The organism is Leptolyngbya sp. DQ-M1 (assembly GCF_039962505.1).
GTDB lineage: Bacteria > Cyanobacteriota > Cyanobacteriia > Leptolyngbyales > Leptolyngbyaceae > Leptolyngbya.
This window is the reverse complement of sequence record NZ_JAMPLJ010000002.1, coordinates 1-12,813: the sequence shown is the minus strand read 5'-3', so window position 1 is coordinate 12,813 and position 12,813 is coordinate 1. Positions and strand designations below refer to the sequence as shown.

General features: G+C 47.2%; 12 protein-coding genes and 1 pseudogene. 7 read left to right on the top strand and 6 right to left on the bottom strand.

Annotated elements, in window-relative coordinates; translation table 11 throughout:
* Positions 1-88: 88 nt before the first annotated feature.
* Positions 89-775, top strand: coding sequence for an SDR family oxidoreductase (locus NC981_RS06055; protein ID WP_348242058.1), 687 nt, complete (start codon positions 89-91; stop codon positions 773-775).
* On the opposite strand, the gene NC981_RS06050 is transcribed toward NC981_RS06055, so the two are convergent.
* Positions 765-1,193, bottom strand: coding sequence for a hypothetical protein (locus NC981_RS06050; RefSeq protein WP_348242057.1), 429 nt, complete (start codon positions 1,191-1,193; stop codon positions 765-767). The two genes, NC981_RS06055 and NC981_RS06050, sit on opposite strands and share 11 nt — an antisense overlap.
* A 78-nt stretch (positions 1,194-1,271) precedes the next feature.
* Between NC981_RS06050 and petN the strand changes: the two genes are divergently transcribed.
* Together petN and NC981_RS06040 are read left to right on the top strand one after the other, a co-directional pair.
* Positions 1,272-1,361, top strand: a complete 90-nt coding sequence (gene petN / locus NC981_RS06045) for a cytochrome b6-f complex subunit PetN (RefSeq protein WP_071596148.1) — start codon at positions 1,272-1,274, stop codon at positions 1,359-1,361.
* A gap of 64 nt (positions 1,362-1,425) precedes the next feature.
* Positions 1,426-1,581: a hypothetical protein gene (locus tag NC981_RS06040; RefSeq protein ID WP_348242056.1), complete on the top strand. Its 156-nt coding sequence runs from the start codon at positions 1,426-1,428 to the stop codon at positions 1,579-1,581.
* A 346-nt stretch (positions 1,582-1,927) separates the two neighbouring features.
* On the opposite strand, the gene NC981_RS06035 is transcribed toward NC981_RS06040, so the two are convergent.
* A complete protein-coding gene (locus NC981_RS06035) occupies positions 1,928-3,484 on the bottom strand; it encodes an ammonium transporter (RefSeq protein ID WP_348242055.1) in 1,557 nt (518 codons plus the stop codon).
* Between the two features lie 571 nt (positions 3,485-4,055).
* On the opposite strand from NC981_RS06035, the gene smpB reads away from it, so the two are divergent.
* From smpB to NC981_RS06020, 3 genes are all read left to right on the top strand, one after another.
* Complete coding sequence (gene smpB / locus NC981_RS06030; protein ID WP_190379558.1) at positions 4,056-4,523, top strand: SsrA-binding protein SmpB; 468 nt, start codon at positions 4,056-4,058, stop codon at positions 4,521-4,523.
* 133 nt (positions 4,524-4,656) lie between these two features.
* Complete coding sequence (gene uvrA / locus NC981_RS06025) at positions 4,657-7,617, top strand: excinuclease ABC subunit UvrA (protein ID WP_348242054.1); 2,961 nt, start codon at positions 4,657-4,659, stop codon at positions 7,615-7,617.
* Positions 7,614-8,462, top strand: a complete 849-nt coding sequence (locus tag NC981_RS06020) for an alpha/beta hydrolase (RefSeq protein ID WP_190379556.1) — start codon at positions 7,614-7,616, stop codon at positions 8,460-8,462. The genes uvrA and NC981_RS06020 overlap by 4 nt, the downstream gene beginning before the upstream one ends.
* A gap of 55 nt (positions 8,463-8,517) precedes the next feature.
* On the opposite strand, the gene NC981_RS06015 is transcribed toward NC981_RS06020, so the two are convergent.
* Entirely contained in the window at positions 8,518-8,847 is a 330-nt protein-coding gene (locus NC981_RS06015) for an STAS domain-containing protein (protein WP_348242053.1), read from the bottom strand.
* 503 nt (positions 8,848-9,350) lie between these two features.
* Between NC981_RS06015 and NC981_RS06010 the strand changes: the two genes are divergently transcribed.
* A complete protein-coding gene (locus tag NC981_RS06010; protein ID WP_058998328.1) occupies positions 9,351-9,551 on the top strand; it encodes a chlorophyll a/b-binding protein in 201 nt (66 codons plus the stop codon).
* Positions 9,552-9,679: 128 nt separating this feature from the next.
* On the opposite strand, the gene NC981_RS06005 is transcribed toward NC981_RS06010, so the two are convergent.
* The 3 genes and pseudogenes from NC981_RS06005 to NC981_RS05995 all read right to left on the bottom strand — a co-directional run.
* Positions 9,680-9,874, bottom strand: a complete 195-nt coding sequence (locus NC981_RS06005; protein WP_190379554.1) for a DUF2795 domain-containing protein — start codon at positions 9,872-9,874, stop codon at positions 9,680-9,682.
* 219 nt (positions 9,875-10,093) lie between these two features.
* A complete protein-coding gene (locus tag NC981_RS06000) occupies positions 10,094-11,944 on the bottom strand; it encodes an iron uptake porin (RefSeq protein WP_348242052.1) in 1,851 nt (616 codons plus the stop codon).
* 728 nt (positions 11,945-12,672) lie between these two features.
* Positions 12,673-12,813 (bottom strand): annotated as a pseudogene (locus NC981_RS05995) (photosystem II protein D2); the annotation flags it as partial.

The window sequence follows — 12,813 nt, the reverse complement described above, 5'->3', positions numbered from 1 at the left end:
TCAAAAGATCTGATTCCCGTATGTGTAAAATGCCCCTGTATGCAGCTTATTCTTGAATCATAGATGATTCACCAAAAGGCTGATTAAAATGCTGCAAAGTGTAACGGGTGGGAACCTTCAGACAGTATTAGTTGCGGGTGCAAGTCGCGGTGTAGGGCGTGAAATTGCTCGACTGCTCCAGCCGAATTTTACCGTAATTGCCTTGTTACGTTCTGATGCCGCCGTGACTGAACTTGAAGCGTTAGGCATTGAAACTACGATCGGCGATGCGATGAATCCTGAGCAACTCGAAGCAGCCTTTGCAAATCGCCAAATCGATGCCGTGATTAGTACGATCGGCGGATTACCCGCAGAAGGAAAACGCGCTGATTTTGAAGGCAATCGAAATCTAGTTGATGCAGCAGTCAAAGCAGGCGTGAAAAAGTTTGTGTTAGTGACTTCGATCGGTAGCGGTGAAAGTGTAGTTGCTTTACCGCCTCGCGCTCTTGAAGCATTGGGAGCCGTTTTAAAGGAAAAAGAGAAAGCAGAACAGCATTTAATCGAGAGTGGTTTAACTTATACGATCGTCCGTCCCGGTGGTTTGAAATCAGAACCGCCAACCGGAACCGGATTTCTAACCGAAGATCCGAAAATTTCTGGCTCAATTCATCGAGCAGATGTGGCTGAATTAGTATGCCGTTGTCTGATAAGCGATCGCGCCGATGGAAAAATTCTCTCTGCGCTCGATCGCAATCAGTTATTCACCCCAACCGAAATCACAGAATTCACCCCTTAAATCGACCAATCCAGCCGATCGCCATTCCGCCATCGAGAACCAACCGAGCGATCGCAAATAGCAAAATACTTTCAACGGCAAAGCTGATGATCGGAACCCAACTACTTTGAGTTGCAATCCCCAGTTCAACCTGCGCCAATCCCCGCACTAATCCAAAGGCTAGAACCGCGCCCGATTTGAGGTGTGAGTTTTGGTCTTCCCGAATAATGTAGCGGTACGTCACTCCAAACAAAAAACCTGCAAACAGAACGATCGCCCCACTGACCCAATAATTCATCACTGGGCTGGCATATCGACTCGCTAAGAAATCATTAAACAGAGCAATTAGCGGAAAAATTAGCGTTACCGAACCCGCCGAAAGCACTCCCGCTTTTAGCGACTCCACCCGTTCTTCCCAACTCAATCTCAGGTGCTGCATAACTCCTCTAGATCCTAGCCCCTAACCCCTTTTGCCTTATTATTAGATGTATCACCCTTTGTACCGATCGCTTTCATTATGGATATTTTGTCACTAGGCTGGGTCGCGCTTTTATCCGTTTTCACCTTTTCGATCGCAATGGTCGTTTGGGGTCGAAACGGCTTCTAGCATTGAATTTTCGCCCGTAGCCTAACCGCTATGGGCAATAATATTTTCATTTTCTGAAATCACCGTGGAATTCACAGTTTTTAACACACTGGTACTCGTCGCGTTTGGTCTTCTCCTTACCGTGACTGGGGGAGTTATTTACTTAACGCTGGCAGACTGGCGCGATCGTCGTCGCCGCGAACAAGAAAAACTCTCTACCAAATCCACCAAACGCCGCTAATCAAAAGGCTCCAGGATATTGACCTTGGAGCCTTTTAGATAGATTCACCGTTCTAAACTTGTTACTCAACCCATCGTGAAGCCGGAAGCGAGTTCTTCACCGTAACCTTCTTCACCATGTTCGTTCACATCCACACCTTGATATTCATCTGAGAATTGCTGCTAGGCCACCCTTCGCCCAAACCCTGTGAGCAAAAATCGGATAGAGAATGCTCGACCACAACACGTTAAAAGAATCTATGAGTTCTCAAATTTAAGATCTGCCAGTAACAGTCCGAAAAAAAAGAACACTCCTGAGATTTTCAGGAGTGTTTTGCGAGTAATGAAATTAGAGGAAATCGATCAGCTTATTGATACTTCGTCGCTGCATCCGAGGCATTGCTAGGATAGCTGCTCGCTGCACCGAAAGAACTTTCTTTCGCAAATCCAGCATAAGCTTCCATGCCATGCTCACCAATATCCAATCCTTCAAGCTCTTCTTCAGCAGTTACACGAATTCCAAGTGTGGACTTCAGTAAAATCCAGAAAATACTGGAGATTAGAACTGTGAATCCACCAACCGAAATCGTTCCCAGGAACTGAATCCAAAGCTGATTCAATCCACCGCCGAACAGCAAACCTGCTGCTGGTCCTGCAGCATACAGTGCGCCAGGTTGATCGCTAGGCCCCACAGCAAATAGACCGAGTGCCAGAGTTCCCCAAACGCCATTGACCAAGTGAACTGCGATCGCGCCCACCGGATCATCAATCTTCAACTTATCGAGGTATCCAACCGCGAACACCACCAAAATTCCGCCGATCGCACCGATAATCGCTGCCGAAGGAACGGTGATGAAGGCACAAGATGCAGTCACTGCAACCAAACCAGCCAGTAGACCGTTGATCACCATTGATAAATCAGGCTTACCGAGAACTGCCCAAGCGACGATCGTGGCTGCGATCGCACCAAATGCACCGCCCGTATTTGTGGTTAATGCAATGTGACCAATCAGAGAGCCATTACCCACGCTCATGGTCGAACCAGGGTTAAATCCGAACCAACCGAGCCAGAGAATCAATGCGCCCAAGGTGGCAATACTCATGTTGTGAGGCGGGATTGCATTGGCAGAGCCATCAGCATTGTATTTGCCAATTCTTGCACCTAAGAATGCAGCTCCCATCAGAGCCGCCCAACCGCCAACGGCGTGAACCACAGTCGAACCTGCGAAATCGAAGAATCCGAGCTTGTACAGCCAGCCGCCGCCCCAGATCCAGTGACCTGTAATCGGGTAAGCGATTCCAACCAACAACAAGCTAAAGATCAAGAAGTCGACAAACTTAATCCGCTCAGCCACTGCACCAGAGACGATCGTTGCTGCGGTTCCAGCAAACACCAATTGGAAGAAGAATTTTGCTGCCAGAGGAACGCCTGCCCAGTTCAAGGCGGAGAAAACTCCTTTGTAATCAGCCGTCATCGCAGGGCTGTTGTCAGCACCCGTGAGGAAAAATCCGCCGCTTGTGCCGAGATAACCATTTCCGTCACTAAACATCAAGCCGAACCCGATCGCCCAAAATGCGACGGTCGAGAGGGCAAAGACGATTAGATTCTTCGCCAAAACGTTGACTGCGTTCTTTTGGCGGCACATTCCGGTTTCCAACATACAGAAACCTGCGTTCATAAAGAACACCAGGAAGCCCGCAATCATCACCCACATCGTATCGAGACCGATTTTCAGCTCAGCGTTTGCAGCAGCAACGCTTTCGAGGGTGGGTGGGGTTTGGGCAACAGCCGCGTAGCTCCAGAGTCCAACGATCGCGACCGTGAGTGGAATTGACATTTGCCAACTTGGAGCAAGCTGGCTGACGGTGCGAACCAGTGCCTCCCAAGATTTCAACAGTGCAGGCTTTTTCCTGCGAATTTGCATTTTTTGCTTCAACGATGCTCTTGACACCATGACAGAAGATTTCCTAGATGAATGCGACAAAGCCGAAATCGGCGACAACTAAACAAAGCGTGGAATGACCCATCTTGCTCAGCAGAAGAACCCCTAAAGTTGGAGATGTAATTCCCGAATCCCAGAACTCTTCAAATTCAGCACTGACAGACTTGCAATGAATGAGCCAGTTTTTCGATGTCTGTCTACAGCCGAAGTGAAGTTAGATTCCAATTGTGTAGACCTGAGACAGACGGTATACCCAAAGGCGTAGATCCTTGAGATATTGTCAAATCTCGTTGATTAGGTACGTTCAATCTGTATCGGAAATCACAAAATGCTGCTGAAATTATCTGAATCGCACTCTAGCCACCGTTATTTTTGCTTTGGATCAGAGCTGAACCCTACTTGAATTTGCTATTGAAAGAATATGCGTGTATAGTATCTTTGTATTAAATTGCTTCGTCTCCTTGAGTAATTCGCCTGGCTCATCGTGCTTTTACGCTTGAGTTAGGCGATTTTTTTAGCTTCAGACTGAATTAACTACGCTAGAGTAGAGATTATGAGTGAGAAGAATGAAGCCATTAAAATCGTTAGTGATAACCGTCAAGCGAGGTTTCAGTACGAAATTCTGGAAACCTACGAGACGGGAATTGAGCTTGCGGGAACTGAGGTGAAGTCGATCCGTGAAGGTCGGGTCAACTTACGAGACGGGTTCGCGCTTGTTCGTAATGGCGAAGTTTTTCTACATAACGTTCATATTTCACCGCACAAAACGGCGAGCCAGGTTTTTAACCATGATCCTGTTCGCACTCGCAAGCTATTATTGCGGCGCGACGAAATCCGTAAGCTGGTTGGAAAGGTAGAGCAGCAAGGCTTAACGCTGGTTCCACTAAAGATGTACTTGAAACGGGGCTGGGTCAAAGTGGATCTAGCACTGGTTCGGGGTAAGAAGCTGTATGACAAGCGGGAAGACTCTAAGCGGCGTGATGATCAGCGTGATATGCAGCGAGCGATGAAGAATCGATAGCCTAAGTTTCTACTTGCGATCGTGCCTCACCCGCAAAACATTAACTAATTCACAGGGTCGATCCTGAGTACAAATCAACTCGATCGTGAATCAGAGCGATAGAATCGTTAAGGACTATTTCTGCGCCCTCCGAATGCCAAAGCGTGTTAGCCAATCTAAAAGCTCTGATTCTCCGGTATTAAGTCCTGATTCAGGAGCCGAAATCGAATCGAACGGATCGAAAAATCCTGCAAGAAAAATCGTTTCGCTGAACTCGATTCGGGTTCGAGGTGCACGTCAGCATAATTTGAAGAACGTCGATCTAGAACTACCCCGCGATCGCCTAATTGTCTTTACCGGAGTTTCAGGATCAGGGAAATCTTCTCTGGCGTTTGACACAATTTTTGCAGAAGGGCAGCGGCGCTATGTGGAGTCGCTGAGTGCCTATGCTCGACAATTTTTAGGACAAGTGGATAAGCCCGATGTTGATGCGATCGAAGGCTTAAGTCCGGCAATTTCGATCGATCAAAAATCGACTTCGCATAATCCGCGATCGACCGTTGGAACGGTAACTGAAATCTACGATTACTTACGATTGCTCTACGGTCGCGCAGGTACGCCGCACTGCCCGATTTGCGATCGTTCCATTGCCCCTCAAACGATCGATCAAATGGTCGATCGAATCATGGAGCTACCGGATCGAGCCCGCTTTCAAGTTCTCGCGCCTGTGGTTCGAGGGAAGAAAGGAACACATCGTAAGCTAATTTCGGGACTTGCAGCAGAAGGTTTTGTGCGAGTTCGGATCGATGGCGAAGTAAGAGAGTTAAGCGACTCGATCGAGCTAGATAAAAACCAGTTGCATACGATCGAAATTGTGGTCGATCGCTTGGTAAAAAAAGACGATATTCAAGAACGCCTCAGCGATTCGTTAACCACCTGCTTGAAGCGATCGGGTGGAATTGCCGTGGTTGATTTGATGCGCGATGAAAATTCTGAAGATCAGCCTTCAGAACTTGTTTTTTCCGAGAATTTCGCCTGTCCAGAACACGGGGCAGTGATGGAGGAACTTTCTCCCCGCTTATTCTCGTTCAACTCACCCTATGGGGCGTGCCCGAACTGTCATGGGATTGGCAGCCATCGAACTTTCTCACCCGAACTGATCATTCCGAATCCGAATCTTCCGGTTTACGCGTCGATCGCACCCTGGTCAGACAAAGATAATACTTATTACTTATCGCTGATTTGCAGCGTTGCCGAAGCTTACGGCTTTGATATTCAAACCCCCTGGAGCCAACTCACTCCAGAGCAGCAGCACGTCATGCTGTATGGTTCCAAAGATCCGATTTGGATCGAAGTCGATTCGCGCTATCGAGAAAACAAAGGCTATCACCGTCGATATGAAGGCGCGATTCCGCTGCTTGATCGCCAATATCAAGAAGCCAATTCTGACCTGTACAAGCAAAAATTAGAGCAATACTTAATTGATCAAGCCTGTGATGTTTGTGGCGGAAAACGCTTAAAACCGGAATCTCTTGCCGTTCGTTTAGGGCAATATCGAATTCATCAGTTTACGGGCGTTTCGATTCGAGAATGCTTGGATCGAGTTGAGAACTTAGAACTGAGCGATCGTCAAGCTCAAATCGGCGATCTTGTCCTGCGAGAAATCAAAGCGAGATTGCAGTTTCTTCTGGATGTGGGATTAGACTATTTGACGCTCGATCGTACCGCGATGACGCTTTCTGGCGGTGAAGCTCAGCGCATTCGACTGGCCACCCAAATTGGCGCAGGTCTCACAGGCGTTCTGTACGTTCTAGATGAACCAAGCATCGGGCTACACCAGCGCGATAACACCCGATTGCTCAATACGTTGACTAAACTGCGGGATCTTGGAAATACGCTAATCGTGGTTGAACACGACGAAGAAACCATTCGTGCTGCTGATCATTTAGTCGATATTGGCCCAGGCGCGGGTGTACATGGTGGGCGAATTGTTGCCCAAGGTGATTTTGAAACGCTCTTGAATTCAGAAGAATCGCTAACAGGTGCCTATCTGTCTGGTCGGCGATCGATTCAAACACCCGCCGAACGGCGAGAAGGCAATGGTCGATCGCTCTTGATCCGCAGCGCCAACCGTAACAACCTCAAAAATGTCAATGTTGAAATCCCGCTCGGCAGATTGGTTTGCGTCACAGGCGTTTCGGGTTCTGGTAAATCTACGCTAATCAACGAATTGCTTTATCCCGCCATTCAGCATCACTTTGGGCAAAAGGTTCCTCAACCCAAAGAAATGCAGCCCGTCAAAGGGCTCGATGCCCTGGATAAAGCGATCGTCATCGATCAATCCCCAATTGGACGCACTCCGAGATCGAATCCCGCGACCTATACGGGTGTTTTTGATGTGGTTCGCGATGTGTTTGCCGAAACGATCGAGGCGAAAGCTAGAGGCTATAAGCCTGGTCAATTCTCCTTTAATGTCAAAGGCGGACGCTGTGAAGCCTGCAGCGGTCAGGGCGTGAATGTGATCGAGATGAACTTTTTACCGGATGTGTATGTGCAATGTGACGTATGCAAAGGGGCACGGTACAACCGAGAAACCTTGCAGGTGAAATTCAAAGGAAAATCGATCGCCGATGTCCTAAGTATGACCGTTGAAGAAGGAGCGGAATTCTTCAAGAACATTCCCCAAGCCGCGAATCGCCTGCAAACTTTAGTCGATGTAGGCCTGGGCTATATGCGTTTGGGACAAACCGCTCCGACTTTATCGGGTGGAGAAGCGCAGCGCGTCAAACTTGCCACCGAGCTTTCTCGCCGCGCCACCGGAAAAACACTCTATCTAATTGATGAACCCACCACAGGTTTATCGTTCTACGATGTTCACAAACTTCTGGATGTGATTCAGCGATTAGTCGATAAGGGTAATTCGGTTTTGGTGATCGAACACAATTTAGATGTAATTCGGTGCTCAGATTGGATTGTTGATTTAGGACCTGAAGGCGGCGATCGTGGCGGCGAAATTGTTGCAGTTGGGACACCAGAAGAAATAGTCAAAAATTCCCGTTCTTACACGGGTCAGTACCTTCAACAAGTTCTACAACAATATCCCGCAGGATCATGATCGAAACTTGGACGCACGATCGCATTCACGTCAATGGAATTAACCTACATTACGTCACTCAAGGACAGGGGGATTTAATCTTATTTCTGCACGGTTTTCCTGAGTTTTGGTATTCGTGGCGGCATCAAATCCCAGAGTTCGCCAAAGATCATAAAGTAGTTGCAATTGATCTGCGAGGCTACAACGATAGCGATAAACCCACGGCAAAAGCAGCCTACAAAATGTCTGAATTCGTCGCAGACGTAAAAGGTGTAATCGAAGGATTGGGATACGATCGCTGCACGTTAGTTGGACATGACTGGGGAGGGGCGATCGCCTGGAATTTTGCTTACACTTATCCGAACTTGCTCAATCAGTTAATCATCTTGAATCTCCCCCACCCAGCTAAATTTGCTCAGGGATTAACAACGCCGCAACAGCTTCTAAAAAGCTCGTATATCTTCTTCTTTCAGCTCCCCATTTTGCCCGAACTTTTAATTCAGCTAGACGACTATAAAGCGTTAGAAAATGCGTTTCTAGGAATGGCAGTGAATAAGAATGCATTTAGTCAAGCAGATCTCGATCGCTATAAAGACGCAATGGCAAAACGAGGTGCTCTGACTTCAGCAATTAATTACTATCGCAACGCATTTCAGTCTGGAATCGTTGGAAAGAATTGGGGCATTCTAGACGTACCAACCCTAATGATTTGGGGAGAAAAAGATACAGCCCTAGGCAAAGAGTTGACTTATGGAACCGAGCAATACGTGAGAGATTTTCAAATTCGCTATATTCCAAACTGTAGCCACTGGGTGCAACAGGAGCAGCCGGAGTTAGTCAATCAATATATCCGCGAATTTATTTAAACAAAAAACCGGATCTAAGAAGCTAGATCCGGTTTTTATATTTTTAATAGGTTTCCTATCTAGAAGCAATAAGGAGCGGTTCGCTTTCCTCAACTGAGCTTTCGATAATCTCAAACACTTCTTCCATTCCGGTAAGTTCCAGCAACATTCTGACGCGCTCGTTGATAGAGCGTAAGAGCATCGGTTTATTTGCTTCCCGCGATCGCTTAAACACAATCACTAAAGCCATTAAACCAGGACTGCTCATAAACTCAACGTTGGCAAAGTCAACAAGCACAACGGCTGCATCCGAATGAATTGCAAGCTCGGCATGTTCGTGAAACTGTGCAATCGCCGCGTCATCTAGCGTTTCTGGGAACTGAATCGTTCTAGTTGATAATTCCATACCCCACAACCTGATTACTAACTAATTACTAAACGATGATAGAAAGGCAAATCCCAGCTAAATAGGCGCTAGGCGCAAGAGAATACTACAAAATGTAATTTACGGTCTCATTAATGTAGCGTTCGATTTCTGCTCTTACCTCTATCTCAGGATGTAGCTAAAAGTTACTAGCTCACGATCTAGATCGTCATCGCTCTTGCCACCTAACTTTACAGTGAGTTAGGGGAAACGATCGTAGTGATGAATACGATTTCTAAATTGATGGAAATTTTCCTATTTCTGTCTTATTGAAATCTACAACTCACTACTTTTGAATTGCGGCTTTTCTATCAAATTGCCCTCGATTTGACGTAATCTACGCAATTAAAGTTACTCGAATCTGAATAAATTGAGAATACTCTCTATCTCCACCCAAGGAAGGAAACGTTTTATCTCCATAGGCGGACAGCTAATAGCAAATCAACCACTACTATAAGAAATATGAAGCGTTTGGAATTTTAGATATGCAAACTCCTCCCAGTACGACTGATTTACCTATCTCGACTGCCTACAATGGAAAAGATCGCAACGCCTTTCTTTTCGGCTGGACACCCCAAGCCGAGCTATGGAATGGTCGGTTTGCAATGATTGGTTTTCTCGCATACCTTCTTTGGGATTTAGCTGGTTATAGTGTTGTGCGCGACTTGCTGCACCTGGTTGGCTAATAATAATCAGAATAAAAATCTGGGTGTAAAGGGCAACAGCCTTTACACCCAGATTTGTGTTTTCCAAGCCTAAAGCGCTGCATCTTTGAGAATAAGGTACAGCGCTTTGTTGCCTTTAAGGCGATAGACTATCCAACCTGTCCGATCGCTTTGTTGACATCCGTTGGCTTTTCAAATTCCTCATCAGGCAGATCGTTTAGAAGCGCTTTTAACTCTTCATCTGCACCATTTTTCTCTGCGTGTTTGATCACATCTTCTTTAGTCGCTGGGTAGTCGAGTCCCTTGAGATGCTTCTGTACTTCGATCGGGTTCACCTTTGCCATAGCTATTCTCCAAATCCGCCTTGACCCTGAAAGAATAGCGTTGATTTACTCATAAAACTTCGTTCTAGGGTTTCGTCTCAATCTCTACCTGCTGTATGAGGCAAAACAAAAACCCTGCCAAATGGACAGGGCTTAACATGAGGCTTACTAAACTGAGCCAAATATACGATTGAAGCAAAAGGCATCGCGTTGAATTACAAGCGATGCTCTTAGCCCAGACTAGAACGTGAAGGTCGTTCTAATGGTTCCGATCACAATGTCATCATTGTTTTCGTTTTGTCCTGGATTCACAATCCAGATCACACCCGGAGTAATCGAGATGTTGTCGTTCAGTTGGTACTTGTAGAATCCTTCAAAGTGCAGAGGAATATCATTCCGTAAACCGCCACCTGGATTACCCACGTAAGGCTCTACACCAGCCACAAATCCCAGCAGATTGCCTTTCTTACCGAAATCAGGGAACGCCAAGCCTGCTCCATATGTCCAGATGTCTTTCTCGCCCTGACCATCATCCACAAAATTTGCATTGATGTAGGAACCAAAAGCGTTCAGCACGATGTTGGGGCTGAGCTTGAAGGCGATCGAAGCACCATAAGCGTTAACTTGCGAAGCGCCTGACCCCAGAATGTTGCGGTTGGCGAGCGAGGTACCAGAAGAAGCCAGTGCCGAACCGCCGTCAAAAATTGCACCTTGACGGTAAGCGTTAACATAGGTTAACCCGATTTGCAGTGCATCACTCGCGTTAAAGGTTAACTGAGCCAGAGCACTATAGCTTCCATTGAAAAGACCAGCTCTTGATGCGGGATTATTTGCACCAAAGGTTACTTGGCTTCCAGTCGAGTTATCAGCTAGGTAACCTGCGCTGACTTGGAAGGTGTTGTTGAGGTTGAAGGTTGCACCGATACCACTACCACCACCAATCAAGTAGATTGGGTTGCGCTGAGCAAAGACGGAAAGCGGACCTGTACCACCGTCAGCCGCATCTAAAGCAGGGCTGATCGTCGGAGCGTAGTCATAGTGAAGACCGCTCACTGCCGGAACGTAGAATCTCAGGTTTTCGCCAACTGGGAAGTAGTAAGCAACCCAGTCAATGAATGCTTGGTTGCCGCCCGTGTTGCCAAAATTGAAGGTTTGAATACCTTCAGCGCCACTGCCTGCAGGCGCTGCAAATAAGTTCGCATTACCAGCCGCAATCCGGGTAACGAGCAAGTCTTTCCCGGTAAAGCTGGTGTTGAGCGCTAAACGGACTCGGTTTTGGAACACCGTATTGTTTCCACCCGTTCCACGAACGCCAAACTCATCGGTGATCGCGAAGATGCCTTCACCCGCAAGCTTGGTTGTGGTCGAGAACTGCTGCTTCTCTAAGGTCGTGGTGCGTGCTTCGAGTGCATCCACTCGTCCTCGCAGTGTGGCTAACTCTGCCGCAAACTGCTCTTGCAGCTTTTGCAGCGTTGCCAAGTCTTCTTTCTTCACTAAGTCTGCGGTCGATGCTGCAATTAGTTCGTTGATGCGGTTGAGGCAGGCGTTCAGACCGGCAGCGAATTCAAACCGAGTGGTGGCGCGGTTGCCGCGGAAGGTACGATCGGGATAACCCGCGATACAGCCGTAGCGTTCAACGAGGGATTGCAGGGCTTGGAATGCCCAGTCAGTCGGGCGCACATCCGAGAGCTGAGAAACGGAAGTCACCTGATCGCTGGAAGCACTCGTCATGCTACGACCTTCGCGGCTGTAGCGATTAAGCTGATTCAGCGAGTCCGTGCTGGTTGTTGCAGGAGCTTCGGGTGCAGCTTGAGCAACTTTTACAGGCTCATTTACGACTACAGACTTAGCAGAGCTGAATTCAGCAGAAACTTGCGCCTGAGGCTTAACTGCTTCAAGCGACTTCACGTCTGCAAGCGGCGCGATCGCTGCACTTCCAGAAAAATTTGCTTCCGACTGAGTTCCTACTTCAACTGCGGGCAGTCCAGCCACCTCAGTCTTCTGAGCCGCGAATACGGACGAAGACATCAACAGTGCTGCCCCTAAGACAGCAGGACTTGTGAACAACGAGTTCAATAAAATCTTACGCATTGTGTTTTGTTCTCCTCACACCTTTTGATAGAACGACTAGCAGCGCCTTCCATATCAAAATCACCATAGTGGTACATTCGCTGAGCGACTCTTCCACTGCACCTTAGTTTACCCGTACGAGACGAAAGGTGACACCCTAACAATGTGACAATTATCTAATTGTCAGACTCTCATTACAGGATTGATACAAAGGTTGCTATTGACTACACCAACAGATTAACTCATATAATCCCAGATTGCCGTACTGAAATCCTAAGCTCTTCCCTCCAAAGACGTACCTCTTAGGCTACAACCTGGAAAAAATATGTTTAAAAAACTATCCGCTCTTGTTTAGAGAAAGGTGAATGAATCAACTTTCACAAACAAGAGCGGTGTAGCGGGTCTTCAGTTTAGAAACCAGACTGCCGGAAGGAACCCCGAGTTAGTCCAGTGATTGAAGAATTGTCGGACAATTGCTTTCAAAAGGTCTGAAATAACTGTTAGAGAACAGCCCCGGCGCACAGCCGACTAACTCTAACCTGACGACCCAAGCGTTTACTACTATCTGGCATGGGCATCACCTCCTAATTCCTAAGTGGACATATTTCAAAGGGTTTACAGACTCGGAACTCATCGAATTCCTTCATCTGTAATTCAATGTAGCATACCTTTTCGAGAATGTGTCAAGTCGTCAAAAAAAGCTCCTGCCGAAGAGGCAGGAGCTAATTAAAGCAAAGCGACTTTGCTTCTTACAGAGCGTTACCGCGAGGCAATACTTCTTCAGGGAATACAAAGTGTTCATGCGGCTGATCCTGAGAAGCCATCCAAGCACGGATGCCCTCGTTCAGCAAAATGTTCTTCGTGTAGAACGTTTCAAATTCCGGGTCTTC

Coding starts and splice junctions, on each gene's coding strand:
- uvrA (WP_348242054.1), top strand. CDS start 4,657: ATGCCAAAGCGTGTTAGCCAATCTAAAAGCTCTGATTCTCCGGTATTA.
- petN (WP_071596148.1), top strand. CDS start 1,272: ATGGATATTTTGTCACTAGGCTGGGTCGCGCTTTTATCCGTTTTCACC.
- NC981_RS06020 (WP_190379556.1), top strand. CDS start 7,614: ATGATCGAAACTTGGACGCACGATCGCATTCACGTCAATGGAATTAAC.
- NC981_RS06055 (WP_348242058.1), top strand. CDS start 89: ATGCTGCAAAGTGTAACGGGTGGGAACCTTCAGACAGTATTAGTTGCG.
- NC981_RS06000 (WP_348242052.1), bottom strand. CDS start 11,944: ATGCGTAAGATTTTATTGAACTCGTTGTTCACAAGTCCTGCTGTCTTA.
- NC981_RS06010 (WP_058998328.1), top strand. CDS start 9,351: ATGCAAACTCCTCCCAGTACGACTGATTTACCTATCTCGACTGCCTAC.
- NC981_RS06035 (WP_348242055.1), bottom strand. CDS start 3,484: ATGCAAATTCGCAGGAAAAAGCCTGCACTGTTGAAATCTTGGGAGGCA.
- NC981_RS06050 (WP_348242057.1), bottom strand. CDS start 1,193: ATGCAGCACCTGAGATTGAGTTGGGAAGAACGGGTGGAGTCGCTAAAA.
- NC981_RS06005 (WP_190379554.1), bottom strand. CDS start 9,874: ATGGCAAAGGTGAACCCGATCGAAGTACAGAAGCATCTCAAGGGACTC.
- NC981_RS06015 (WP_348242053.1), bottom strand. CDS start 8,847: ATGGAATTATCAACTAGAACGATTCAGTTCCCAGAAACGCTAGATGAC.
- smpB (WP_190379558.1), top strand. CDS start 4,056: ATGAGTGAGAAGAATGAAGCCATTAAAATCGTTAGTGATAACCGTCAA.